At 70.8% G+C, this 22,146-nt stretch carries 23 protein-coding genes and 2 pseudogenes; 9 read left to right on the top strand and 16 right to left on the bottom strand.

Annotated features, from left to right (window positions below; genetic code table 11):
* Nucleotides 1-9: 9 nt before the first annotated feature.
* Nucleotides 10-915 (bottom strand): SDR family oxidoreductase, encoded by a 906-nt coding sequence (locus ACFV1W_RS34875; protein ID WP_380421283.1) that lies wholly within the window; start codon nucleotides 913-915, stop codon nucleotides 10-12.
* Nucleotides 912-1,679 (bottom strand): SDR family oxidoreductase, encoded by a 768-nt coding sequence (locus ACFV1W_RS34870; RefSeq protein WP_380421282.1) that lies wholly within the window; start codon nucleotides 1,677-1,679, stop codon nucleotides 912-914. The genes ACFV1W_RS34875 and ACFV1W_RS34870 overlap by 4 nt, the downstream gene beginning before the upstream one ends.
* Before the next feature lie 87 nt (nucleotides 1,680-1,766).
* On the opposite strand from ACFV1W_RS34870, the gene ACFV1W_RS34865 reads away from it, so the two are divergent.
* Both ACFV1W_RS34865 and ACFV1W_RS34860 read left to right on the top strand, forming a co-directional pair.
* Nucleotides 1,767-2,627 carry a helix-turn-helix transcriptional regulator gene (locus ACFV1W_RS34865; RefSeq protein ID WP_380421281.1) on the top strand — a complete coding sequence of 287 codons (861 nt, stop codon included), beginning with the start codon at nucleotides 1,767-1,769 and terminating at the stop codon, nucleotides 2,625-2,627.
* A gap of 654 nt (nucleotides 2,628-3,281) precedes the next feature.
* Nucleotides 3,282-4,568: a hypothetical protein gene (locus tag ACFV1W_RS34860; protein WP_380421280.1), complete on the top strand. Its 1,287-nt coding sequence runs from the start codon at nucleotides 3,282-3,284 to the stop codon at nucleotides 4,566-4,568.
* A gap of 222 nt (nucleotides 4,569-4,790) precedes the next feature.
* On the opposite strand, the gene ACFV1W_RS34855 is transcribed toward ACFV1W_RS34860, so the two are convergent.
* From ACFV1W_RS34855 to ACFV1W_RS34845, 3 genes are read right to left on the bottom strand one after another with little or no spacing between them, the layout of a single operon-like run.
* Complete coding sequence (locus tag ACFV1W_RS34855; RefSeq protein WP_380421279.1) at nucleotides 4,791-5,279, bottom strand: SitI3 family protein; 489 nt, start codon at nucleotides 5,277-5,279, stop codon at nucleotides 4,791-4,793.
* Nucleotides 5,280-5,297: 18 nt separating this feature from the next.
* Entirely contained in the window at nucleotides 5,298-6,641 is a 1,344-nt protein-coding gene (locus ACFV1W_RS34850; protein WP_380421278.1) for a putative T7SS-secreted protein, read from the bottom strand.
* A complete protein-coding gene (locus ACFV1W_RS34845) occupies nucleotides 6,641-6,967 on the bottom strand; it encodes a hypothetical protein (protein WP_380421277.1) in 327 nt (108 codons plus the stop codon). Before ACFV1W_RS34845 ends, ACFV1W_RS34850 begins: the two co-directional genes overlap by 1 nt.
* A 452-nt stretch (nucleotides 6,968-7,419) precedes the next feature.
* Between ACFV1W_RS34845 and ACFV1W_RS34840 the strand changes: the two genes are divergently transcribed.
* A complete protein-coding gene (locus ACFV1W_RS34840) occupies nucleotides 7,420-7,962 on the top strand; it encodes a hypothetical protein (protein ID WP_380421276.1) in 543 nt (180 codons plus the stop codon).
* A gap of 121 nt (nucleotides 7,963-8,083) precedes the next feature.
* Here the strand turns inward: ACFV1W_RS34840 and ACFV1W_RS34835 are convergent, their stop codons facing one another.
* Entirely contained in the window at nucleotides 8,084-8,278 is a 195-nt protein-coding gene (locus ACFV1W_RS34835; RefSeq protein WP_380421275.1) for a hypothetical protein, read from the bottom strand.
* Nucleotides 8,279-8,289: 11 nt separating this feature from the next.
* Between ACFV1W_RS34835 and ACFV1W_RS34830 the strand changes: the two genes are divergently transcribed.
* Nucleotides 8,290-8,535 carry a hypothetical protein gene (locus ACFV1W_RS34830; RefSeq protein WP_380421274.1) on the top strand — a complete coding sequence of 82 codons (246 nt, stop codon included), beginning with the start codon at nucleotides 8,290-8,292 and terminating at the stop codon, nucleotides 8,533-8,535.
* Between the two features lie 196 nt (nucleotides 8,536-8,731).
* Here ACFV1W_RS34830 and ACFV1W_RS34825 read toward each other — a convergent pair whose 3' ends face one another.
* The gene (locus tag ACFV1W_RS34825) at nucleotides 8,732-8,896 is read right to left on the bottom strand and encodes a hypothetical protein (protein WP_380421273.1); all 165 of its coding nucleotides are present in this window, start codon (nucleotides 8,894-8,896) and stop codon (nucleotides 8,732-8,734) included.
* A 145-nt stretch (nucleotides 8,897-9,041) separates the two neighbouring features.
* On the opposite strand from ACFV1W_RS34825, the gene ACFV1W_RS34820 reads away from it, so the two are divergent.
* A complete protein-coding gene (locus ACFV1W_RS34820) occupies nucleotides 9,042-9,788 on the top strand; it encodes a hypothetical protein (RefSeq protein ID WP_380421272.1) in 747 nt (248 codons plus the stop codon).
* A 269-nt stretch (nucleotides 9,789-10,057) separates the two neighbouring features.
* Here the strand turns inward: ACFV1W_RS34820 and ACFV1W_RS34815 are convergent, their stop codons facing one another.
* Together ACFV1W_RS34815 and ACFV1W_RS34810 are read right to left on the bottom strand one after the other, a co-directional pair.
* A complete protein-coding gene (locus tag ACFV1W_RS34815) occupies nucleotides 10,058-10,180 on the bottom strand; it encodes a hypothetical protein (protein WP_380421271.1) in 123 nt (40 codons plus the stop codon).
* A gap of 164 nt (nucleotides 10,181-10,344) precedes the next feature.
* Complete coding sequence (locus ACFV1W_RS34810; RefSeq protein ID WP_380421270.1) at nucleotides 10,345-10,563, bottom strand: hypothetical protein; 219 nt, start codon at nucleotides 10,561-10,563, stop codon at nucleotides 10,345-10,347.
* Nucleotides 10,564-10,617: 54 nt separating this feature from the next.
* On the opposite strand from ACFV1W_RS34810, the gene ACFV1W_RS34805 reads away from it, so the two are divergent.
* Nucleotides 10,618-11,067, top strand: a complete 450-nt coding sequence (locus ACFV1W_RS34805) for an IS3 family transposase (protein ID WP_380421269.1) — start codon at nucleotides 10,618-10,620, stop codon at nucleotides 11,065-11,067.
* A gap of 381 nt (nucleotides 11,068-11,448) precedes the next feature.
* Here ACFV1W_RS34805 and ACFV1W_RS34800 read toward each other — a convergent pair whose 3' ends face one another.
* Nucleotides 11,449-14,031, bottom strand: coding sequence for a DUF6493 family protein (locus ACFV1W_RS34800; RefSeq protein WP_380421268.1), 2,583 nt, complete (start codon nucleotides 14,029-14,031; stop codon nucleotides 11,449-11,451).
* Entirely contained in the window at nucleotides 14,028-15,425 is a 1,398-nt protein-coding gene (locus ACFV1W_RS34795) for an SWIM zinc finger family protein (protein ID WP_380421267.1), read from the bottom strand. Before ACFV1W_RS34795 ends, ACFV1W_RS34800 begins: the two co-directional genes overlap by 4 nt.
* Nucleotides 15,426-15,707: 282 nt before the next feature.
* Between ACFV1W_RS34795 and ACFV1W_RS34790 the strand changes: the two are divergent.
* Nucleotides 15,708-15,857 (top strand): annotated as a pseudogene (locus ACFV1W_RS34790) (dienelactone hydrolase family protein); the annotation flags it as partial.
* On the opposite strand, the gene ACFV1W_RS34785 reads toward ACFV1W_RS34790, so the two are convergent.
* The 5 genes and pseudogenes from ACFV1W_RS34785 to ACFV1W_RS34765 all read right to left on the bottom strand — a co-directional run.
* Complete coding sequence (locus ACFV1W_RS34785; RefSeq protein WP_380421266.1) at nucleotides 15,784-16,011, bottom strand: transposase; 228 nt, start codon at nucleotides 16,009-16,011, stop codon at nucleotides 15,784-15,786. The pseudogene ACFV1W_RS34790 and the gene ACFV1W_RS34785 overlap by 74 nt on opposite strands.
* 546 nt (nucleotides 16,012-16,557) lie before the next feature.
* Entirely contained in the window at nucleotides 16,558-17,058 is a 501-nt protein-coding gene (locus tag ACFV1W_RS34780; RefSeq protein ID WP_380421265.1) for a hypothetical protein, read from the bottom strand.
* 27 nt (nucleotides 17,059-17,085) lie between these two features.
* The gene (locus tag ACFV1W_RS34775; RefSeq protein WP_380421264.1) at nucleotides 17,086-18,207 is read right to left on the bottom strand and encodes a hypothetical protein; all 1,122 of its coding nucleotides are present in this window, start codon (nucleotides 18,205-18,207) and stop codon (nucleotides 17,086-17,088) included.
* Nucleotides 18,208-18,811: 604 nt separating this feature from the next.
* Nucleotides 18,812-19,285 (bottom strand): hypothetical protein, encoded by a 474-nt coding sequence (locus tag ACFV1W_RS34770; protein ID WP_380421263.1) that lies wholly within the window; start codon nucleotides 19,283-19,285, stop codon nucleotides 18,812-18,814.
* 426 nt (nucleotides 19,286-19,711) lie between these two features.
* Nucleotides 19,712-20,173 (bottom strand): annotated as a pseudogene (locus tag ACFV1W_RS34765) (helix-turn-helix domain-containing protein); the annotation flags it as partial.
* A 175-nt stretch (nucleotides 20,174-20,348) separates the two neighbouring features.
* Here ACFV1W_RS34765 and ACFV1W_RS34760 point away from each other — a divergent pair.
* Nucleotides 20,349-21,125 (top strand): alpha/beta fold hydrolase, encoded by a 777-nt coding sequence (locus tag ACFV1W_RS34760; protein WP_380421262.1) that lies wholly within the window; start codon nucleotides 20,349-20,351, stop codon nucleotides 21,123-21,125.
* A 65-nt stretch (nucleotides 21,126-21,190) separates the two neighbouring features.
* Entirely contained in the window at nucleotides 21,191-21,955 is a 765-nt protein-coding gene (locus ACFV1W_RS34755; protein WP_380421289.1) for an alpha/beta hydrolase, read from the top strand.
* The last annotated feature ends 191 nt before the right edge of the window (nucleotides 21,956-22,146 follow it).

Here is a 22,146-nt window from a genome sequence, read left to right as displayed (position 1 = left end):
TCGGCGTGGTCAGAGGCTGGCGCGGGGAGTGAGGAGTTCGTCGATGCCGACGCGGTGGAAGAACTCCGCGCGAATGCGGTCGTACACGGCGGAGACCACTTCGCTGCCGTCGCGGCTGGGATCGACATGGGTGCGGAACGGTCGTTCCCCATGGGACAGTCCGACGACACGGACGATTTCGTCAGCCACTTCCCGGGCCTCACGTCCCGGCGGGAAGATGCGGCTCAGTGCCTCGGTCATCGTGTCCCTGAGCCGCCCGTAGGGGTCGTCGTACTCTGCGGCACAGGCATCGTCAGCCGGTGCGCCGGCGTGAGTGAAGTGGTTGGTGCCGCTCGGATAGGCGCCGGGGACGACGAGGGTGGTCTCGATACCAAACTTGACCAGCTCGGCGGCGTAACTCTCGGCGAGCGCGTCCATCGCGGCTTTGGCCGCGAAGTAGGGTGCCAGGAAAGGCGGATGTCCACCGCGGGTCGAGGTGGATCCGACCCACACGAGCAGTCCTTGACCCTGGTGGCGCATGATCGGCAGCACCGTGCGGTTCACGCGTTGCGTGGACAGCACATTGACGTCGTAGAGATCGGCGAGCTGGGCGACGGTGAATGCCTCGGCCGGTCCGAGCACCATGTGGCCGGCGTTGTGCACCACGACATCGATCCGTCCCTGCTCCGCCATCACGTGGTCGACGGCGGCGTCGACCGATGCCTGTTCCCGGACGTCCATCTCCACAGGGGTGATCCGCACGCCGCGGTCCTTCTTGACCTGGGCGAGCGCGGCGACAGCCGGTGCGTTGCGGCCGGTGGTGGCCCGCATGCCGGCATACACGATGTGGCCGGCCTCGGCCAGGGCCCGTGCGGTGAGGTTCCCGAAGCCGCTGGACGTGCCCGTGATCACCACGACCTTCGGTCGCGCACTCACACCATGCCGCCGTTGGCACGCAGGATCTGGCCGTTGACCCAGCGCCCTTGCGGGCCGGTGAGGAACGCGACCACGTTGGCAATGTCCTCGGGGGTGCCGAGGCGCTCCAGCGGCGGGGTCTTGGCGAGCTGGTCGATCTGCTCGGGCGTCTTGCCGTCGAGGAACATGTCCGTGGCCGTGGGACCGGGGGCGATGGTGTTCACGGTGATGTTCCGTCCGCGCAGCTCGCGGGCGAGGATCAGCGTGATCGACTCGACGGCTCCCTTGCTCGCCGCGTACACGCCGTACCCGGGGAACTGGGTGCCGACGACGGAGGTCGAGAACCCCACGAAGGAGCCGCCCGCACGCAGGCGCCGGGCCGCCTGCTGGGCGACGACGAAAGCGCCGCGGATGTTGGTGCGGTGCACGGCGTCGAGCACGGCGAGGTCGAGGTCGGCGATGGGCGACAGGGCGAGTCGACCGGCGCAGTTCACGACGACGTCCACGCCGCCGAACTCCTGCTCCGCCCGGTCGAACACCGCGGCCACCGCGCTCTCGTCCGCCACGTCCGCCTGCACGCGGACCGCCCGCCCACCGGAAGCGGTGATCGCCGCCACCGCCTCCTCGGCGGCAACCGCGTCGTGGGCGTAGTTCACGACGACGACCAGGCCGTCCTGGGCGAGCTTGCGGGCGACCGCCCGGCCGATGCCGCGTGATCCTCCGGTGACGACGGCAACCCGCGCGGCCGGCGGTTCATGAGTTCGAGCTTGGGGGTTCGTGGTCATGTCCTCCACGGTGCACCGCTCTGACCCGCGCAACCAGGGGATGCCATCCCCTGGGCCAAGGGCCCGGCGAAGCGCAGAATGGCGGTCATGAGTCCTGCGAAGTACACCGAGCTGGGAGCCTTCCTGCGTTCGCGCCGTGAACGCATCCGCCCGGCCGACATCGGGCTCCCGACCGGGCTCCGGCGCCGGGTCCCCGGGCTGCGCCGTGAGGAGGTCGCCCAGCTCGCCGGAGCATCGGTGGACTACTACAACGAGCTCGAGCGTGGAGCCGGGTCCCAGCCGTCCGAGCAGATGATCACCGCGCTGTCCAGGGCCCTGCGCCTGACCGCCGACGAACGCGACTACCTGTTCCACCTGGCGGGCCGTCCGGTGCCCGTACAGGGCGGAGCGGCCTCGCACGTGCACCCCGGCATGCTCGACCTCCTCGACCGGCTGACATCGACGCCGGCACAGGTCATGACCGACTTGCACGTCACCCTCGTGCAGAACCCGGCCGCGGTGGCCCTGATCGGAGACCAGACCGGCTTCCGAGGGCCTCGGGCCAGCTTCGTCCACCGCTGGTTCACGGAGCCCGACGCCCGGCGTCTCTACCCCGAAGCTGATCACGAAGCCCAGTCCCGTTCCTTCGTCGCGGATCTGCGGGCCGCTGCCGCGCGCAGGGACGCGAGGGACACCGAAGCCACCTCGGTGATCCAGTCGCTGCTCGGCACCTCCTCCGAGTTCGCCTCGTTGTGGGCCGACCACGACGTAGCGTTCCGGCGGAACGACCGCAAGCGCCTCAACCACCCCGTGCTCGGTCTGGTCGAGGTCAACTGCCTCAACCTGTTCAGCGAGGACGGTCGGCAGCGCCTGCTGTGGTTCACTCCCGCAACCGGTACGGACAGTTCCGGCCTGCTCGATCTCCTCGCGGTCATCGGCACGCAGGAAATCGCCGAACCGACACCTTGACGACGCAGCCGACCCGAACGCAGGCGGCTCATCTGACGCTGCCGGCCTTCCCGCATCCAGCATGTGGGGAGGCCGGCCGTCCGGGTTCGCACCGGGGGAGGAACAACCCGCACGATCGCCTACGTCGTCAGCTCCTGCCACGAACAACAGGACAACCTACTGGGACACCTTCAGGGACTCGCCGAGTCGACCGACGACGACGTCACCACGCTCCTCGCGCAACGCCGCCGCTACTAGGTTCGACCGGCTCGGCCTCGAACAGCCCCTCCTGATCACGCATACCGGGATCATCCTGCATGAATGATCACGATCAGCACGCGGGTTGCCGGTTACTGAGACACGCTCCTAGCCAACCGCCGCCCCGGCCCGCCGCCCCCGAAAGTCGATACCCGCCGTCAACGATCGTCCCTGGTGCTCACCGGCACGACCGCCGCGCCACGCTCTGATCCACGTCATCCGCCTGGCACGTGCTGCTGTCCTATCGGGCGTCCGGTCCACCGTCCATCACCTGACCTGTCATCACTGTGTCATCTCTCACGCAGTATTCGACGCGTACCCGGACGGATCTATCTTGCCGCGAAGACGATCACTCGGGTTGGATGGCCGTACCGACGGTTCGCAGTCGGACCGCTGACGATGGGGGAAGTGAACGGAATGCGCAGGAACGTGACGGCGGCAGCGATGGCGACCGCCCTGGTGGCCGGCTCCATGCTGGTCACCGGAGCCGGGACGGCACAGGCCCGGGACGGCGACGGGGCCGCGGCGGACACCGACTCCGCGATTGTGGCGGCCGCCGCGAAGACCGCACCCCTGACCGCACTCGCCGACGCCCTCGGCGAGCAGGGCCGCAGCGACGCCTACGCCGGCATCTACGGGAACCTGTCCGTGGACGAGGGCGCCGGCACGGTGACCCTCTACGTGACCGACCTGAGGGACGGCCAGAAGCTCATCGCGGCGGCCAAGGGCGCCCACCCGGGCATCGACAGCGGCCTCGCCAAGCTGGCGAGCGCCAAGTACGCGAAGAAGGACCTCGACGCGCAGGCCGACCGGCTGATCGAGTTGGGCGCGAGCGGCGTGACGGCCGGGTCCGTCTACAGCGTCGCCGTCAACCCGGACGGCTCCGGCCTGACCGTCGCGGGGAAGTCCGACAAGCTCGACTCGATCCGCGGCGCCATCGCCACCGGCTTCGCCGCCGACCTCACCGCCGCCCCAGTGACCGTCGAGGCGGGTGACCCGGTCACGGCTGCCTCGTGGCGCTGGAACGACAGCGCGCCGTTCATCGGCGGCGACGTCCTGGTCGGCTCGGCCCACACCAGCGGCGGGACCAACCTGTGCACCTCCGGCCTGGTCCTGGACGGCGCCAACGGCGGCGACCTGGTCACCGCCGCCCACTGCTTCCGCAACGGCACCGACGTCTACGGCGAAGGCGACTCCGTGGGCGACTTCTACGGGACGCACGGCCACAAGATCGGCCACGTCGTCAACACCAACCCGTACTGGGACGCCCAGCTCATCGAGGTCCCCGGCAGCAACGGCTCCGGCACCGCCTCCGACGAGGCCGACCAGCCGGCCGGCAGGTGGTACCGCGTCAAGGGCGTGTCCTACTCCTACAACGGCCAGTCGGTCTGCCAGGACGGCACCCACTCCTACTACTCCGGCCACGGCGTGCCCTGCGGCATCAAGGTCCAGAACGACGACGTGCGGTACCGCCTCCCCTGGGACGACGGCTCCGTGCACACGGTGCGCGGGGTCATGGGCCACAACGCGAACTGGGCGGTCATGGAGGGTGACTCCGGCGCCCTGGTCTTCAGCGTCACCAACAGCACCGACCGCCGGGCCAGGGGCATCGTCTCCGGCCAGTCCGGCAACACCAACCTGTACTGGACAGAGGCCCAGGACATCATCAACGCCATGGGCGTCGGCCTCAACCCGCGCACCTGACCGCACTTCCGCACACGAGCGGCCGGGCCCCCGGATCACCGTGCTGGTGACCGGAGGCCCGGCCCGTTTCTCGAGAACCCAGCCGCGAGTCAGCAGGCGCAGCAGGGCGCCCGTGTGCACGGCGATGGCGCCCCAAGCAACGTGGTGGAGCCCCGCACCGTGTTGGTGCGCTCCGTGGTCGGTGTGCAGGGTCGTTCTACAGGTCGATGCCGCGCATGGGGCTCACTCCTCGTCGACGAATTCGTGGCTCCGGCGGCAGTACGGCGCCGAGATGCCGGCCAGACGGTTCGGCGGCCAGAAGTCGGAGCGCTCACTCAAAGTCAACTCGCCGTCCTGGCGGACCATCCAGACATCCTCGTAGTCAAGGTGCAGGACCGCGTCGCCGGGCACCTGCGCCAGCAGGCCGTCGGCGAGGCGAGTCATGTCGTCCTGCTGGCCAGAGATGTCGGCGTCCTTGCCCAGCCGGAATACGACCGAGACAGTCGGAGTGAAGACGCGGCCGCCGATCTCCGGGTCCCCCCACGGGGTGGGCTTGCGGGTGGCCACCCGGAGCGAGGTGCCGTACACCGTGAGCGCGCCGTCGCCGAGCAGCGCGTCGACAGTCGCGGAGGCGTCGACGAGCCGCAGGGACCGGGCGACGTCGGCGAACGTCTGGGCGACCTGGGCCGTGGACCACGGGGTAACCAGCTCGAGGCTGTAGGAGATTGCCATGTCCGTCTTTCTGTTCTGCTACGGGTAGAGGGAGATCACCTTGCCGGCCTTGTCGATCACGGTGACCTCCTTCAACCCGTCGATCGGCCAGTCGTTCAGCTGCTTGCGCATGGCACCCACGTCGACGTCGCTGTCGGACAGGTTCAGGACGATGCGGTCCGCCTGCCCTTCGTCGACCTTCTTCTGGATGCCGGTGGCGATGGAGCGCGGGTTCTTCGCGGTGGGCGCGTAACAGTCCATGACCTCACCCTCGACACGGTAGTCGGGGTTTTTGGTCGTGCCGGGAACGTCTGGGTTCTGCTCGACCTTGTAGCCGTTCTTCGCGAGGATGTCGGCCGACTCGTTCTCCCGGGTGAACGCGCGCCTGGTCGTGTCGTCCGCGTTCTTGGGGATGTTGGTGACGCGTCCCTCGGGGGTGGCGTTGGGGTCGGCCGCCCTGGACGGCTGGGTGCGCATGTCCGGGGAGCTGCTTCCGCCGCCCCCGCCGTTGCCCTCCATCTGGACCCGGTCGGGCCCCATCGCGTCGTTGGCGATGTTGGCCGCGCCGATACCGGCCATGCCGAGGCCGGTGGCGATGACGCCGGCCGAGGCGACGTTGACGGGGATGCCGATGGCCGCACCGACACCCGTCAGGTCCAGGCCGACACCCAGGACCTCGCCGCCGGCGCCGAGCGTCGCGAGGCCGAGGCCGCCCGCGATCTCCAGGACAGAGCCCGGGTCGTGGATCATCGCGTTGCCGACGGAGGCCAGGTCCGCGAGGGCGGTCTTGCCCATGTCCTCCAGGAAGTCCCCGGCGTCCGAGAAGAAGTCGCCCACCTTGTCCAGCCAGCCCGGCTCCTCGGGCGCCTTGTCACGGCCCTTGGCGACCGCGTCGGCCGCGGTGTCGCCGGCCGTCTTCAGCTGGCTCCGCGCGCTGCTCAGGGTCTGCTGGGCGCTCGTCCTGGTGGCGTCGCCGGGATCGGTGAACGGCAGCGTGTGGCCTTCGCTCTTCTCCTGCGCGTCGTGCTCGGTCTTGGCCTTGTCGGTCGCGGCCTGGGCTTCGCCCCACTGCCGGATCGCGTCCTTGGCCTGCCCCTGCGCCCACTCCAGGGTCGACTTGTAGGTGGTCAGCGCGGTGGCGGCGTCGTGGAAGCAGTCACCCGCCTCCAGCCACTTCTGGGGCTCGCCCTTGAAGGCGGCCCGGAACGCGTCACCGGCCTCACCCGACCACCCGTCGGTGGTGTCGATCCGCTTGAGCCCCTCACCCGTCGAGTGCAGGGTGTCGCCGTAGCTCTTCAGCCAGGCGGCGGTCGACCCCACCGCTTCCGGGTCGCCGGGTACGAGCTCCTTCGGGTCGGACGTCTCTCCGAGTTCCTTCGCCACTACTTCGCCCCCGGGTCCTCACCGCTGTCACGGCTGAGCGAGCCGTGCAGGTGCCCAGCGAGCTGCCCGTCGAGCTGTCCGTACGCCTTCACGCTCGCGTTGAGGCGCTGGGAGACCTGGGCGGCGTCTTTCCCAAGGTTCTCCACGCCGATCTCCCAGCGTTTCAGGAAGTGCCCGAGGACGTCGGCCAGATGGTCGTGACCGATGTCCTCCTTCTTGTGGTCGAGGTCACTGACCTTCTTGAACTGAAGCTTTGCCAAGGTGTCGGTGATGCCCGAGGCCGCCTTGTCAAGCGAATCCAGGTCGACCTTGAACCCGTCCGCCATCAGCCCTCCCCCCGTGTCCATTCGATCGCTTTTGGGGTGAACAGATTAATAGAGGCCCAGATGGCCGCCTTTGGTTCCCCCGTTCGGCGGAGGCCCGCACCCTGGTCGACCTCACCGTGGCAGAGATCCGGCGGCTCCTGGCAGGCGGCCGTCCCCACGGCCCGCGTTCGCCACGACACTCGCCACATGCTCATGCCCTGAACTGGTCCTTCTGGCGCCGGGCACGCCAGGCCATCGCCCGCCGCTGCCACTATCAACGGCCGCTGCACAGGATCGAGGGGCGGCCTCATGAAGATCTGACCCATCGCCCGACCGCTACACTCCCCACTCCCTGATCGCCCGGCTCTGGGCGGCGGTGTCGGAGCACTGCCAGCCAGTGACGAGGCAGGCCCTGGCGGGCGTTTCGCCACCCGCTAGGATTCTCCCGATCTCGGTCGAGTGGGGGATGCTTCGTGGGCGATGGTCTGCGGCTGGTAGAGCTCGTCGCGTCCGTACGGATTCAGGCGTCCCTGCTGCTCACCGTGAGCTTGGTGAGCTGTGTGCCGGCCTACATAGGGGGATCCCACCAGTTGGGTCCCGCGACGAGCGTGGGAACCGCTCTGATCCTCTTCGCGACGACGTTCTGGGGACTGCTGAAGGCCCGTCGGCCGTGGTACGAGGCGAGGCTGGAAGGGCTGGCTCCTCCGCCGCCGACCGCGGAGACGGTCGCGAGGGACAAGACGTTCGACCTGTTCTCCCGCAGCCTCACCAAGCCGCTACTTCTGGTGCTGCTGATCGGGCTCGTTCTCAGCTACGCGACCGGGATACCGGCCGGCATGCTCCTGGCGGGCATGGCGGCCGCAATGCTCTGGCAGTCGCGGTGGCTGACGGCCCAGGAGAAGCAACTGGGCGGCAGACTCGTGTGTCTCCACACTCCAATTCGCGTCGCGGCTGACGACCCCAACGGCACCGCGTACCGCCAGTCCCGCTTTTGGATCGTTCGCGAGACCTCCTGACAGGCCTCTCCGCGGCTCACTCCACATGCGCGCTCAGCCGCTGGAGGACAACCCGGCTGCGGCACGGGCAACGGACCAATCCCCGACCCGATCCGACCCGGAGGCGTCCTCGCCCACCCCGTCAGCGGCCGACCGCACCCAACAACGTCCCGCCCCGCAACGCGTGGAGGCCGCCACCTTCGGCGGCGGCCCGCCAGATCGGGACCATGTTCGCCGGTGTCGAGGGGGCGAACCCGCGCTGCAACGCCTCATCGGACTCGTCCTCCGGCAACCGCTCGACGTCGTCGGGGGACAGCGGCATCGCTGGGACCGGCACGGTTCGCCGGGTTGCCCGGCTGGTTCGGGGACCTCCTGCTGAGCCCGGACGAGGTGAAGGCCTCGTTGCCCGCCGTCGAGGCGGTGTTCGCCCTGGACGAGGAAGAACGGGCGCGGGTCGTGGAGCGGGCGCCCGAGGTGCTGGTCGAGGGCTACAACAGCGACGGCATCGAGGCCATGGTGGATGGTGTGGTCCCGGTGTGGCGGGCCGCCGCCGAGACCGGGCAGGGGCTGTTCGCCACCCAGGTCGGTCCGTGACGGCCCGCTGCCTGCGGCCGCTCCTAGGCTGACGGGCCATGAGCTACTACGGCATGTGGTTCCTGATCCCCGCACCCGTCTCCGCGGTCGAGCGGCACGGACCGAGGCTGCGGGAGCTGCTCGACGCGCACGCCGCGGACTCGGGCAGACGGGAACTGCGCCACATTGATCGAGCGTGCACAGGCGACGATCGTGATCACGCATACAGGTCACCACCGGTCTCGGCCAGCGCGTCCGGCACGCTGGACAGGATCAGCGCCAGCTCCGGGTCGTCGATCGGTGGCATCGGAGCCTGCCCAGCCCCGCGGGCCCGATTGCCCTCCTTGTACTCGCGCCGACCCTCGGCGATCGACTCGGTCAAGGCAGCCGCGTCGAAGTACTGTCAGGCCGACCGCACCTGGATGCCCAGCCGCTCCGACATGACGATTTCAGGATCAGTAACGTTGCATCATGTGCCGACTACGGTCGGGCGGGGTCAGAAAGCAATCAATACCCGGGGGAGTGTAATGACGGCCGAGCAGGTCGACGGTTTGGACGAGGGGCAGCCTCGGCGGCTCAGGCGGTGGCAGCGGCTGGGGGCGGCGGCACTCGCGATCGGGGTGCTGGCGGGGGCATGGCCGGCCTGGCAGGAGTGGCGACCCAACTCCTTCGCCGCAGTGCCCGCGTCCTCGTGCTACGGCACGCTGGACGAACAGACGCTGCGCGCGCTCATGGTGGGCAACGAGGACGTCAAGGCGGCGCAGGGCCCACTGCGGACGGCCCACCAGGACGACTTCGCCCGTTTGTTGGGCAGCTGTGGCGCCAAGCAGGGCGAACACCAGCTCGTGAACGTGCTGGTGAACCAGGACGAGGGCTATCCCGAGCCCCCGCCGACGGACATACACACGCCGAAGCAAATGCCCTCGCTGCGCCTGCAGTCAGTTCTCTTCGCCCACGACAAGGACAGCGGCGGGAACTTCACCAGCGAAGGCACCAGAGTCTACTTCCGCTGCTGGACCCAGTCCCATGAAGCCGACCACTTCTCGGTCCCGTACTTCATGGACGTCGTCGTCCTCGGTCGAGCCGCCGGTTACGGCCGCGACCAAGGACGGCTGACCCCCCACCAGCGCCAGCTGCTGGCCAACTCGGCCTTGAAACTGGCCAAGGTAATCTCCGCCGAGCTGCATTGCGATGCCGGTATCCAGCTTCCGGCCGAGCCGCCAGCGGACTCCTACGGCCCCGCGACAACCGACTGGATGAAGCCGGTGCAATGAGCGGAACGCGGGAGGCTGGCCGACCTCCCCCGCAACACGCCGACCCGACAGCGAGGCCCGGGCCCGCGGCGCGGTCCCAGGACCGCACACCAGATCTGCTGACCCGATGGTCGGCCGAATGCCCTGCGGTTCGGCCGGCACTCGCCGGCCTCGCCGTCGTCTTCCCGACGGACCGCACCCTGCCGCCCTGACACCGCGCCTGCAGACCTTCACTCGACCGCGCTCCGTCTTCGCCGGTACGGCAGTCTCGGCCTTGGCCTCAGCCGTCGTCAGTCGTGGGCGCTCCTCGGCATGGACGGGGCCTGCCAGATCGGGTCCTGCCGTGGCAGTAGATCCAGCCAGCCCGGCCCGAGCAGCGGATCCTGCGCCAGTGCGGCGGACACATGAGCCATCTCATCGATGAACGTGAGCGGTCGTCCGGTGTCGAGGGCCGAACCCGGAATTCCTGTGCAGGTCCGGCCCGATCCGGCTGCCTGCCCCTGGTGTGCCTCATGGGGTTCGTTGCCCTCACACTGGGTCACGGTGGTCTCGCGCCCGCGGGGAAGCTGCGGGGCGTTCACGCGGCTCCTCGCTCGGCCGCAGTGAGCAAGGCGGCCTCCGCGGCGCACACCTTGACGACGGGCCCGACAAGTCGGCCCGCCTTCCAGGATTCGACCAGCCCCGTGTCGAGGTGATCGGCTACGCGATGGCCGACCACCACCGGGCCGAACTGGTCACCGACGCCCTGCGCATGGCCGTCGGCCGCGGCGCTCTGCAGCCTGGATGCATCATGCACACCGACCGCGGAAGCGAGTACACGAGTGGCGAATTCCGCAGGTAGACAAGGAAGTTGGACCTGAGGCAGAGCATGGGAAGAACCGGCATATGCTACGATAGCGCCGCAGCCGAGAGCTTCTTCGGACTGCTCAAAGCGGAGATCGGCACCACCGTCTGGGAGAGCCGCGAGGCCGCCCGCGCCGACGTCTTCCGCTTCATCGAAGTCGAATACAACCGCACCAGGCTCCGCAAACACCCCGAGTTCGGGCACCTCACCCCACTCGAGACCCGAGCCAGGCTGCAGCACGACTTCACCCCCCGCAGCGTAAGCACCCGCTGTCCAAGATCAGGGGGGAACTTCACTCGGCCGCTCCCCCCGCTGCTCGTACGGGCGCGCGTTCAGCCGACCACGATCCGGCTGCAGGGCACCCGAACCGACGCCGTCGGAACAGCGCTCGTCGCCCAGATCTACGACGACAACGCCGGCCACACGTCGCTGCGCTTCGATCGGGTCGGCCCCTGAGTTTCGAACGAGCCGTGGAAACCGGCGCCGACCGGATGCGGGGGCTGGTGGCCACGGCGTGGATGCAGGCCGCGGACCAGCTGGCGGCCGTCCCGGACGCACCCACTGCGCTGACCAGCCCGTACTGGTACGGCCGGGCTTGCCCTGCGCCGTCTACCACCTGCACGACATGGCCGACGGCATGGAACCGCGGGGTTAGACCAGGAGAAGAGCGCATGGGCCCGTTCCCGGCATTGGAGCTGCCGGAAACGGGCCACAACACATTCCGCCGCCTCGCCGCGCCTCGACCGACCTCGGGGGGTTTCCGGTCGCGCCGGAGGGCGAGCGCGCCCCCGCCGAGCAGGGGACGGCGGTCTCCGCGTAGCTGGAATGAGCCGCCTCTCAGCTCGCCGTCAGCACGGCGTGCAGCGCCCGGGCCTCCTTCAGCAGGCGGGAGGAGCCGCGGCGCGCCGCAAGCGCCTCGATCACCGGCAGCGCGTCCGTCGCGCCGCTGCGGGCGGCGCAGTCGGCGGCGATGGCCAGTAGTTCCGGCACGCCGCGTATCGGCTCCGGGGCCAGCAGGCCCGGCAGGGCTGCGCGGAGGACCGACCAGACCGTCCCGTAGGCGCCGGACTCGGCAGCCTGACGGAGGGTGAGCGGCACCCGGTTCAGCGGGGCCACGCCGCAGCGGACCGCCTCGGCGAGATCGGCGCCGAGGCGGTCCGCGTCGAGCGCGTCTTGGGCGGCGAGCAGCAGCAGCGCGTCCACGGCGGCCGTGCGGTCCTCCGCCGTCGCCGCGCCGAGCGCGCACGCCACCGTCAGGTGGACCCCGGGGCCGGCCGGACCGCCCGCCTCGACCAGCTGGGGCAGCAGCTGCGCGCCCTTGGCGCCGTACTGGGCGGCTTCGATGATCGCGTTGCCGAGCCGGACCGCCAGCTCCTCGCGGTGGCAGGGCAGCACGGCGAGGGCGTAGGGCGTCGCGATATCGCCGTAGGCGAGGATGTGGTGCCCCTCCCCGTCCACCATCGGGTTGAGCATCCGGCGTATGTCCGGGTGGAGCAGGGGCTCCTGATCCGGCGCGAGCCCGGGCTGGGTGACGCGCGGGCACGCACGCGGCCCCGCCCCGGCAGGCAGCCGCTCGGTGCGCTGTCCGGGCAGCCCGCCCTGGGCGAGCCACTGGGCCAGCCGTCGGCCCTCCGCCGAGCGGAGCTGCACGGCTGCTGCCTGCACCGCCGGATCGTCCGTCGGCAGGACGCGGAGCAGCGCCTGGCTGAAGTCAGCCGCGCCGACCTCGCCGTCCGCCGCCTCCAGGGCGGCGATGCGCTCCACCAGCACGGCCGCCTCCAGCCCGCCGTCCGCGTAGCTGGGCGTGGCGACGAGGAAGGGCGTGCGTCCGAGCACGATGAGAGCGGCGGCCTCGTGCACCCGGGTGGCGTGGACGGCGCTGAGGCGCTCCTGATGTTCCGTCCGGAGCGGGCCCTGCCCCTGCAGCATGGCGTGTGCCCGCGCCTCGGTGACCTGACCTGCGGCCGCGGCCGCGGCGAGGGCGATCCAGGTGTGGTCCGGAGACCAGACGCTGAGCGTCTCGGCCCACTTCTCCTCGCCCAGCACCGGCTTCAGCGCCGCCCGGAGCGCTTCCCCGTCCCGGAACGCCTCGCGGACCAGGCCGGCCAGCGTCCGCTCGAAGGCGGCGACGCTGTCGTCGCCCGCCAGCACGGCGGCCAGCTCCTCGGCCACGCCGGCGGGATCGTCCAGAGGCTCGGCCAGCGGTACTGACTGGGGGAGCGGCGGCAGCAGCTCCTCGTAGGGCGCGGCGGCGTCCGAGGCGGCGGGGGTGTCCAGGCCGAAGAGCGCCACCGCACTGGCGGCCTGGGCCGGACCGAGCAGCTCGGTCGCCGCCCGCAGTTCGGGCAGCAGGGCAGGACCCGCCACCTTCAGGTGACGCGCCGCCACCTTGAGCGCCCGATCCTGCAGTTCCGCGTCGCTCTGCCCGAAGGCCAGGGCCGCGCCGCGCACGGCCGCCGCCGCCCAGTCCGGGGAGCGCCGACCGGAGCGGTCCAGCCAGGTGAGCTGGGCGCGCAGCAGCTTCTTCTCGCTGCGGAAGAAGACGGTGGCCGAGGCCTCGGTCAGGTGCTCCGGCTCCAGCAGGCCTGCGGCGTCCGCCTCGGCGAGCTGTGCCTGGCCGAGGGCGGCCACCGGCGACAGGCTGTCCAGCAGCGGCAGGTAGGCGCGGATCCGTGCGGCGGTCTCCTCCGGGGTCGGCGCGAGCTGCTCCAGCAGCCGCTGGAAACCGCGCTGGTCGCCCGGCCGTCCGCCGCGCGCCAGCCGGGCCAGGCAGCGGTCGAGTATCTCGTCGCGCCCGACCACGCCGGCCTCGATCAGGCCGAGGACCGCGCCACGCCACGCCTCGCCCAGCTGGTCGCCCGCGCCGACGACATCGAACATCCCGAGGAGCAGCGAGGGGGTCGACGACGCCTGGGCCAGCCGGAGCACCAGCTCGCGTCGGTACTCCTCGGTCGCGTAGGGCGGGACGTGGTGGCGCTGCCACGCAAGCACCACTCCGTCCGTGACCGGCACCGGCTCACCCGCGGCGCGGGCGAGCCGCTCGACGGCCGGGTACTCGTTGCCGAGCCAGGCGGGGGGCCGTCGTTCGGCGATCCTGCGCAGCACCTCCGACTGCCACTCCGGACTCTGTTGGTCGACGACGGCCAGGACCGTCTCGTTCTGCCAGACCACGATCCCGGCGGGGGAGCCGATGCCGTTCGCCCAGGAGAACGCGGCGGAGGGCGCCGTGTTGCAGCCGAGCCCGGCCACCAGCAGGGCCAGCTTGTGGCCTCCCGAGTGCTCCCACCAGGCGACGGACATCTCCTTGCGGCGGCGCTTGAGTTCGGGCAGCAGGGCCCGGCGCTCCGCCGGACCCAGTGCGGCCAGCGCAGCCACGACGCCGTTGGCATCCCCAGCGTCCACACGGTCCAGCAGGCTCATCGCGCCGCCCTCTCCTTCACATCGTTCGAAGCGACGCTCTCCGCCGCCAACCCCACCGCCAGCACGTGCTTGCACGGCCCGCGCCCGCCCCGGTACTTGGCCCACCAGAGGCAGGTGCACCCCAGCGAGCCGTCCGCCGCGCGGCGCACCCGGTGTACATGATCCTCCACGTGCACCAGCGCCCCGCCGTCCCTCTCCGGGCGGACGGCCCCGGCGGCGACCAGTGTGCGGGCGGCTCGCAGCCGCGGGTTGCGGGACTCGGCGCGGCCAGCGTCGTAGGGGAGTTGACGGTGGAAGAAGGCCGCCTCGGCGGTGTCGTAGCCGACCTGCCCGGAGGTGCCCAGCCAGGTCAGCGCCGCGCGGACCCGCTGCGACGACAGGCCGGCCTGCTCGGCCAGCTCCGCCACGTCGATCCGCGGCTCCCAGGCCAGCAGCACCGCGACCAGATCCGCGTCCTGCTCGCTGCCGGCCGATGCCAGCGCGTCCAGCACGCCGCCCTCGCCGGAGAAGCCGCGCGCCGGGTCGGGGGAGAGGGTGAGCGTCAGCCGCATGCCCGGGAGCTCGACCTCCCAGGCTGAGCTGGTCGGCCGGGTGTCCCCGGCCGTCAGCGGCGGGCCGTAGATGCGCAGCGCGCGAGCGTGGCGCAGCACCCGCTGCAGCGCCACGAGTCGCTGCGGGCCGGGTAGGCAGACGGCGCCGGGCACGGGCCGGCTGGTCTGCCGCGGCAGCCGCCCGGTGGGGACGACCCACTGCGTCGCGCCGGCCGTGCCGCGCGCGCCCCCCGCCGTCAGCGAGCGCAGGAAACGGACGGCCTCGGCGGCGGGCAGCTCGGCACGCAGGTCGAAGCCGACGGCTACCACCTGCGTCTCGGCGAAGCCGCGTAGCCAGCGGTCCGGCAGCGGAACCTTCTTCTCCACCAGCGGGCCGTCCGGCGTGGTGACCTCCAGCGCCTCGGTGCCGACCGCGAGCCGTAGCGGCTCGGCCGGGCCGAGGCGGCCGAGGGCGTCCCGCAGCGGGACGTTGACGTCGACGTTGGTGGTTCCGTGGCCTATCCCGCCGCCGTCCAGGCCGGATTCGAGCACGTCGAGGCGGGCGTAGACGCCGCCGCAGCCGGAGAAGGACTCGAAGCGCAGCCGGTCGCCGTTGGCGGTGACCACCGGGTCCAGCGAGGCGGGCAGTCGGGGCTGGTAGTAGCGTGCCGCGGCCACGTCCGCGACCGCGAGCAGCCCGGCGGCCGCCGCCGAAGGGGCTGTCAACATCCCCTCGAAGAAGTGCGGATGGGCGACCTCGCCGAAGGGCGTGGCCCCACCGGAGGTCTCCAGCCCGAGGCGCCCGTGCAGGTCGTCCAGCACGGAGGAGCGCAGATAGCGGTACGCGTGAGCGGCTTGGGTCATGTCGGGAACGCTAGAGCAGGGCGCTGACAGCGCTCGGCGCCGGGCCTGCGGTGACGGGGCCCGGGCGCTCACACGAGGCCGAAGACCGCAGCGATCACGACGTCGAAGCGATGGTGCATGAGCAAGGTGACCACGGGGTCCTTCACGTGGTAGGGGCGGTTGCGCCGACCGGGACGGGCGGCGCAACCGTCGTCCGCCCCTTCCAGGCCGCCTCCGGCACCCCAGACACGGACCCCACGGAATACGACGCGCACGGTCGAGTACCCGGAGGACTGTCTGACGATGATCGGCCACCTCGCTCTCCCGGCGGGTGTCGACCGCCGGCCCGCGGTGCTGCTCGGACCAGAGGGCATGGGGCTCAGCGACGTCGAGCGCCGCCGGGCCGACGCTCTCGCCGAGCTGGGATTTTCCCGTACTCCGGCGGAACGTCACGCCACGGGGCACCCGTTCGCACCCGCCATCGAATGCCGTCGATCAACCTGCGACGAGACCTCGACGGCCGTCCCACGCTGCCAGTCGGCAACAACGGCTCCAACACGGCCCATTGCTCATCAGAGAGATCCCCACGCCCCACAGCAAAGATCATCGATGTTATGGGACGTGAGGACCATCAGTTCCAAAACACGGCCTACGGCCCGGGCCGTGCCGGGGTCTGCTTCGTGTGGTGCGGTGGCCCGCTTCGGACCCAAGTAGTCCACGCCGCCGGGCCGGGCCGCCAGCGGAGCGCCGTCCGGGATGCCGTGAGGCGCAGCGGCGTGGACGGTGGGCAGGAGTACGGAAACGAGCGACTGGACATGCGCAGGGTTTTCGGCGAGGTGAAGGTCCAGCCCGGTCGTGCGAGGTGTGACGCGCTCGATACCGAACGGCTGCTGACAACCTCGGCCAGCCAGGCGATGCGGCGGTCCCTCCGCAACTTCCCGTCTCAGTACTGGCCACCCCTGGCCGGTCCCTCATCCCACCGGTGAATAGCCACAGCTCCAGGGCGCTGGCAGCTTTACTGGCGTGCCTCCCGGGTGCGCACCCGCCGGTACCCACGGGGCCACATGCCGGCACCAGCACACGCCTGTCCTGACACCAGCGCCGACGACGACACGTGAGCGGCCTCTGGTGGGCCCGCCGGTTCGGCGCCACGTCAGGGGGTGTTGCCGTGGACAGTGATGGAACGGCCGGGGTAGTGCGCGTTGATGTAGGCGCGGGCCCCGGCAACGTCGCCGACGACGCCGACGGTGGTGTGGCCGTCCGGTGCGAGGCCGGTCTCGAACACCTGGAAGTCCGGCTGGTCGATGCTCTGGAGTTCGCCCTCGAGCTGGTAGTCGTGGCCGCGCCGGTAGACCAGGTCGGAGGTGATGTGGCCGCGCACGACCTCGGTCTGGCCGGGGAAACGCTGATCGAGAACGCGGCGGGCGGCCTGGAGGTCGCCGATCACCTCGACCCTCTGCAACCGGTTGCCGGGGTTGGCGCCGACGGTGTCCACGTGCCAGGTCGCCGGGCCGACACCGGCCCGGTAGATGGCCTGCTGGAGATCGGCCAGCTCCTGCCCGCGGGGCCCGGCGCCCTGGGCGGCGGCCGCGCCGCACGCGATGGCCAGAACTCCGAGGGTGGCCACGAGCCGGCCGGTGAGCGCGACGTCCACGGGGCGCCCCTTCCTTCGTACTGTCGGTCAGGCGATGGATAGGCCGAACTTGTCGATGATCGGTGAGATCGGGGTGTACAGGACGGTGTCGTAGCAGGTGGTCCTGGCAGCTGTCGGGCTGCAGACGACCTTCTGGCCGCCGCCGGCGACGATGATGCCGCGGGCCTGCATGTCCTCGCCGCCGTTGATGCTGGCGAAGGTCGGGCCGCCGCTGTCGCCCTGGGCCACCGCGATGGTGCCGGAGTCGGTGCGTTCGGCGACATCCATGTCCTTGTGCCAGGTTCCCTCGACACTGGCGGCGTACTCGGTCCTGGTGACCTTGAGGTCGCAGTGCACCCCCGACATCGCGCCGCTTCCGCACACCAGGCCGCCGACCGAGTTGTGGCCGGCGCCGATTACGCGCTTGGAGTACCCGGAGGCGTTGTCCCAGGTGCCGTCGTAGAAGCGGCCGCTCGGTGTGCCGTTGGTGTTGATGATGGTGATGTCGAGCCCGGTGTCCGAGTCGGCGGCCGTGCCGATCGTCGTGCCGGTGCCGGTCTTGTAGGCGCCGGAGGTTCCGCAGTGCGCGGCGGTGAGCAGGACCGGTGTCTTGTCGCGCCAGGCACCGAACCCGGAGGTGCAGAAGGCGTTGCCGGGTGCGGTGAGTTCGGCGCCGGCGCTCCAGGGGCTGGCGTCGGAGTGCCGGGTCGCGGTGACCGCCGGGGTGGCGGCGGGTGCGGCTGTGACCGGAACACCTGCGATCTCGGCGGCGAGCGCGGCAATCCGCTCGCTGGTGGGCGCGCGGCGTTGGCCGGTGGTGTCGGGCGTGTAGGTGACGTTCAGCCCGGTCCCGTCCGCGGCGGGCCCGGCCCCGTTCCACACCGCGTCCGCCTCGCCGCGTACGGCGGCTGCCACGAGCCGGTCCCGTGCTTCGCGCAGGTGCCGGAGGGTGTAGGGCGCCTGCCGGACCCTCGCGGTGACCCCTGCCGGTGGGTGCTCAAGTAGGCCGCTCACCCGCTCAGGCACGTCACCGTGCCAGAACAGCGTCAGAAGGCCCCGCTCCGGATCGATGGTGTGACCCGCGTAGCCCGGCACCGTCGCGCGCCGATGCTCAGGCACTCCGGTGACGGCGTCGGCCAGCTGCTCCAGCGCCGTCTGACGACCCAGCACACTGGGACCCGCGACGGCAACCTGGCGGTGGGCAGCGCCTCCAACTGTCGACGCGACCGCGTGACCGGGCACCGCGGGGAGCAGGGTAAGCACGGCAGCCGCGACGAGGGCGCTCCTCCTGTTACGCACCCGTCCAGTAGCCCACGGCGCATACCGCGGCCGCCACCACCCGCCGGTTCTGTCACCCGCACGGGCGACGACACGAGGGATGGCACCGCACTGCGTGGCCGTGACTTGCCCGACCCGGATCACGGAAGCACGCGCCGCCGTCCCTGGCAGCGTGCGTACCGGGGCCAGGGCGGCGCGCCTGGCGTTGAGAGTGCCGACGAGGTCGCCGGTGAGCGCCGCGGTGGTGATGCCGTCCACGAGGTGGGCAGTGGTCAGGTCGTCGAGTCCTGCGGACAGCAGCAGGGGCACGATGTCGGCCCATAGCGCGAACTGCCCGGCCCCGGTGCTCCGCGGTGAACCGATGACCACGACGAAGAGCTGCCCCGAAGCCGATCGGGACGGCGCTCCGACTGTGGGCCAGTCCGTGACCGAGTTCTCGGACGGGCTCTGACTGGGCGCAGCCTGTGGACGGTCTGGACCAGCCGGCCAGCCATTGCTACGGCTGGGGAGTGGTCCGCCGCCTGATCACGCGGGGGCCGGCCAGCGGGCCGGGCCAGAACTGCAGCCGAACGAACTCGGTGGCATCCACGCCATCGGTGCAGTCGGGCGCGTCCAGATACGAGCGGGATGCCCTGACGCGGATCGCCCCGGCAGGGATTTCGAACCGCGCGGCATCGGGGAGGTAGTCGGTACACCCCTTCACGACGACGCGCCCGGACGATATCGACAGGCTCGCCTCCACGACGTGGTCGAAGTCGAGGCCGTCATCGGTCGGCTCGGCGTCGAGGATCTCCACATCGACGCAAACGTCGAGGTTGTCCTCAGTACCGATCGCCACAGCGCCACCAGCGACGGCGACCCCGTCGACCCAGGCCTCCGTAGTCCACGCCCCGCCCAGATCTCCGTCGAACACCTCATCCATGACCTGGATCTGGTGGTAGTCCGCGAACAGCGTCAGATGCGTCGTCACGCGAGCATCATCGCTTCCACACCCCGCTACCTCCAAGAACGGCAGCCCGACCCTTGACCTGGCGGCCAACTCGAGACCAGGGCCAGCCCGGCCTGCCGACGCAGCCGGGTCAGGTTCGGTCCGCCGTAAGAGCCAGATCGCTGACACGCCCCTCGACCCCGATGGGTAGCGGAGATCGCCGCGGGCGGCCCGCGTGCGGCCACCGCACGGTGCTCCGGAGGGTCAGGATGCCTTGCGTCGTGGCCGGCCCGCGTGTTCAACGGCTTGCTGGAATTCGTCGCGGCTCATGGTGGAGCGGTGCGGGATGTCGAGGTCGGCGGCGCGCTGATAGAGCTCAGCCTTGGTGAGCTGGGACAGCTGCTGTTTGCCGGTGGCGCTGGCGCGCTTGCTGGTCCTCGCCGCCGCTGCCTTGGTGGGGATCGTCGCCGCCTGCCAGGCGCCTGGGCGCAGGCCCGTCGCGTTCAGGAAGAAGAGCGATAAGTTCGACGGGTCCGGGAACCCGAGTTCGCTCGCACATCGCGCCGCGGTGACGCGTTCGTGGGCCAGCAGGCGCTTGGCCTCCAGCACGATCCGTTCCACGATGTACGCCTTCGCGGTACGCCCGGTGACCTGCTGCACTGCCCGGGTCAGGGTGCGCGGGGCGAACCCGAGCACAGCCGCGTAGTAACCGGCGTCGTGGTGGGTCCGGAAATGCGCCTCGACGCTCGAGCGGAACAGCTGGAACGTCGGGTTCGCCGAGCGCGCCTGGGAATGCGGGGGCTCGACGCGGGTGATCAGTGCGGACAGCAGGATCGCGGGCAGCTCCGTCGACGGGTCCCCGGCCAGGGCGGCCGCCTCGAGGACGAGGTGCCTGCGTGCCGCGTCGACGAACGGCCAGGACTCGGCGGGACCTCCACTGACGAGGCCCCACGGCCGACGGGCTGATAGGTCATGTGCCGGATCGTTGCCACGAGTCCAGTTTTCACCATCAGTCGTCCAGTCGTGCCGATGTCCCGTTCCGCGTACGGCGGTCCAATGGAACCACGGCAAAACCAGCCGCAAAGCGAGACCGGAGGATCCCCGCATGACCAGCACACAGCACCTTTCCCTGCCCGCATACGACCATCACAGGGGCACGGGTCCCACCCTGGTCTTCCTGCACTACTGGGGCGGGTCCGCCCGCACCTGGGAGCTGGTCGTGGACCGTCTGCCCGGCCGCGACACCCTCGCGATCGACTTCCGCGGGTGGAGTCGTTCGAACACACTCCCCGGGCCCTACACGCTCCGCCAACTCGCCGATGACACCGTCGCCGTCCTCGCCGACGCCGAAATCGACGACTACGTCCTCGTCGGGCACTCCATGGGCGGCAAGGTGGCACAACTCGTCGCCGCGACCCGACCCGCCCGTCTGCGGGGGGTGGTCCTCGTCGGATCCGGACCGGCCAGGCCGGCCGCGGAGATCACCGCCGAGTACCGCGAGTTCCTCTCCCACGCCTACGACACCGAAGAGTCCGTCGCCGGCGCGAGGGACACCGTCCTGACCGCCACGGACCTGCCTGCGCGACTCAAGGCACAGATCGGCGCGGACTCCCGAGCCGGCGCCGAGGCGGCGCGCACGGAATGGCCGCTGCGCGGCATCGCCGAGGACATCACCGAACACGCCCGCATGATCAGCGTCCCCGCCCTCGTCATCGCCGGCGAGTACGACCGCGTCGAACCCGCCGACGTGCTGCGCCGCAACCTCCTTCCCTACCTCTCCGGAGCGCAGTTCGCGGTGATTGCGAACACCGGGCACCTCATCCCGCTCGAAGCCCCCGACGACCTCGTCGACGCGATCACCGCGTTCGCACCGGCCGCCTGACCGGCGATCCGCCCCAAAACGCCTCCTTCCAATGAAGTTGCACACCGCGCAGCCACCACCGTTCCATCCGACGCGAAAGGCACGACCATGACCGACACGACCAGGACCGATGCCAAACCCACCATCGTCCTCGTCCACGGCGCGTTCGCGGACGCGTCCGGCTACAGCGGACTGATCTCCCACCTCGAAGCCGACGGCTTCACCGTCATCGCCCCGCCGAACCCGCTGCGCGGCCTCACTCCGACGCGGCGTCCATCCGGACCCGCGTCGCGGCCATCGACGGCCCCGTCGTGCTCGTCGGCCACTCCTACGCCGGCGCCGTCATCAGCCACGCCGTCGACGGCCTCGACAACGTGATCGGCCTGGTCTACCTGGCCGCTTTCGGCCTCGATGTCGGCGAGAGCTGCCTCAGCGCACAGGACGGGTACGCGCCGTCGCTGCTCGCCACCGAGAACGCGCCGACCCCGTACGACGCTCCCGGCGCCCCGGGCGGCCCCGATCTCTACATCAACCCCGGCCGGTTCCGCGAGGTGTTCTGCGGCGACTCCTCCGACGAACTGGCCCGCGCGATGTACGCGACGCAGCGGCCGCTGTCCGCATTCGCGTTCACCGAGGCCGCCACCGTCCGGGGATGGGACCGGAAGCCGACCTGGTACCTCGTCTCCAACGACGACAACTCCATCCCGCCCCAGCTGCAGCGGGACATGGCCGACCGGATGCACGCGCACACCGAGGACATCGACGCCTCCCACACGGCCTTCGTCGCACATCCCAAGCGCGTCGCCGACTTCGTCGAGCGCGCCGCCGAGGACTTCGCAGAGCGCGTCTGACCCGCCGGGGCCTCGCGCGAGCCCTCCCTCACCTCCAGCAAACCGCACCACTCCACCAGCCGCACCGATGGCAACCGCACACCCCTGGCAGGGCGATCTGAGCTTGCTCCGCTTTGACGGACACCGTTGGTGTGGTGGTCAGGCCGCCAGCACGGTCTCGTACTCGGCTGGGCTGCGGTAGCCGAGGCTGC

Source organism: Kitasatospora sp. NPDC059648 (assembly GCF_042734825.1).
Taxonomy (GTDB): domain Bacteria; phylum Actinomycetota; class Actinomycetes; order Streptomycetales; family Streptomycetaceae; genus Kitasatospora.
Note: the sequence above shows the minus strand (reverse complement) of the source record. Positions and strands in the feature narration are given on the sequence as shown.

Excerpts from the sequence above, each read along its gene's own strand:
- ACFV1W_RS34795 (WP_380421267.1), bottom strand. The coding sequence starts at position 15,425 with ATGACCCAAGCCGCTCACGCGTACCGCTATCTGCGCTCCTCCGTGCTG.
- ACFV1W_RS34785 (WP_380421266.1), bottom strand. The coding sequence starts at position 16,011 with ATGATCTTTGCTGTGGGGCGTGGGGATCTCTCTGATGAGCAATGGGCC.
- ACFV1W_RS34800 (WP_380421268.1), bottom strand. The coding sequence starts at position 14,031 with ATGAGCCTGCTGGACCGTGTGGACGCTGGGGATGCCAACGGCGTCGTG.
- ACFV1W_RS34865 (WP_380421281.1), top strand. The coding sequence starts at position 1,767 with ATGAGTCCTGCGAAGTACACCGAGCTGGGAGCCTTCCTGCGTTCGCGC.
- ACFV1W_RS34815 (WP_380421271.1), bottom strand. The coding sequence starts at position 10,180 with ATGGCTCATGTGTCCGCCGCACTGGCGCAGGATCCGCTGCTCGGGCCG.
- ACFV1W_RS34860 (WP_380421280.1), top strand. The coding sequence starts at position 3,282 with ATGCGCAGGAACGTGACGGCGGCAGCGATGGCGACCGCCCTGGTGGCC.
- ACFV1W_RS34870 (WP_380421282.1), bottom strand. The coding sequence starts at position 1,679 with ATGACCACGAACCCCCAAGCTCGAACTCATGAACCGCCGGCCGCGCGG.
- ACFV1W_RS34855 (WP_380421279.1), bottom strand. The coding sequence starts at position 5,279 with ATGGCAATCTCCTACAGCCTCGAGCTGGTTACCCCGTGGTCCACGGCC.
- ACFV1W_RS34845 (WP_380421277.1), bottom strand. The coding sequence starts at position 6,967 with ATGGCGGACGGGTTCAAGGTCGACCTGGATTCGCTTGACAAGGCGGCC.
- ACFV1W_RS34760 (WP_380421262.1), top strand. The coding sequence starts at position 20,349 with ATGACCAGCACACAGCACCTTTCCCTGCCCGCATACGACCATCACAGG.
- ACFV1W_RS34820 (WP_380421272.1), top strand. The coding sequence starts at position 9,042 with ATGACGGCCGAGCAGGTCGACGGTTTGGACGAGGGGCAGCCTCGGCGG.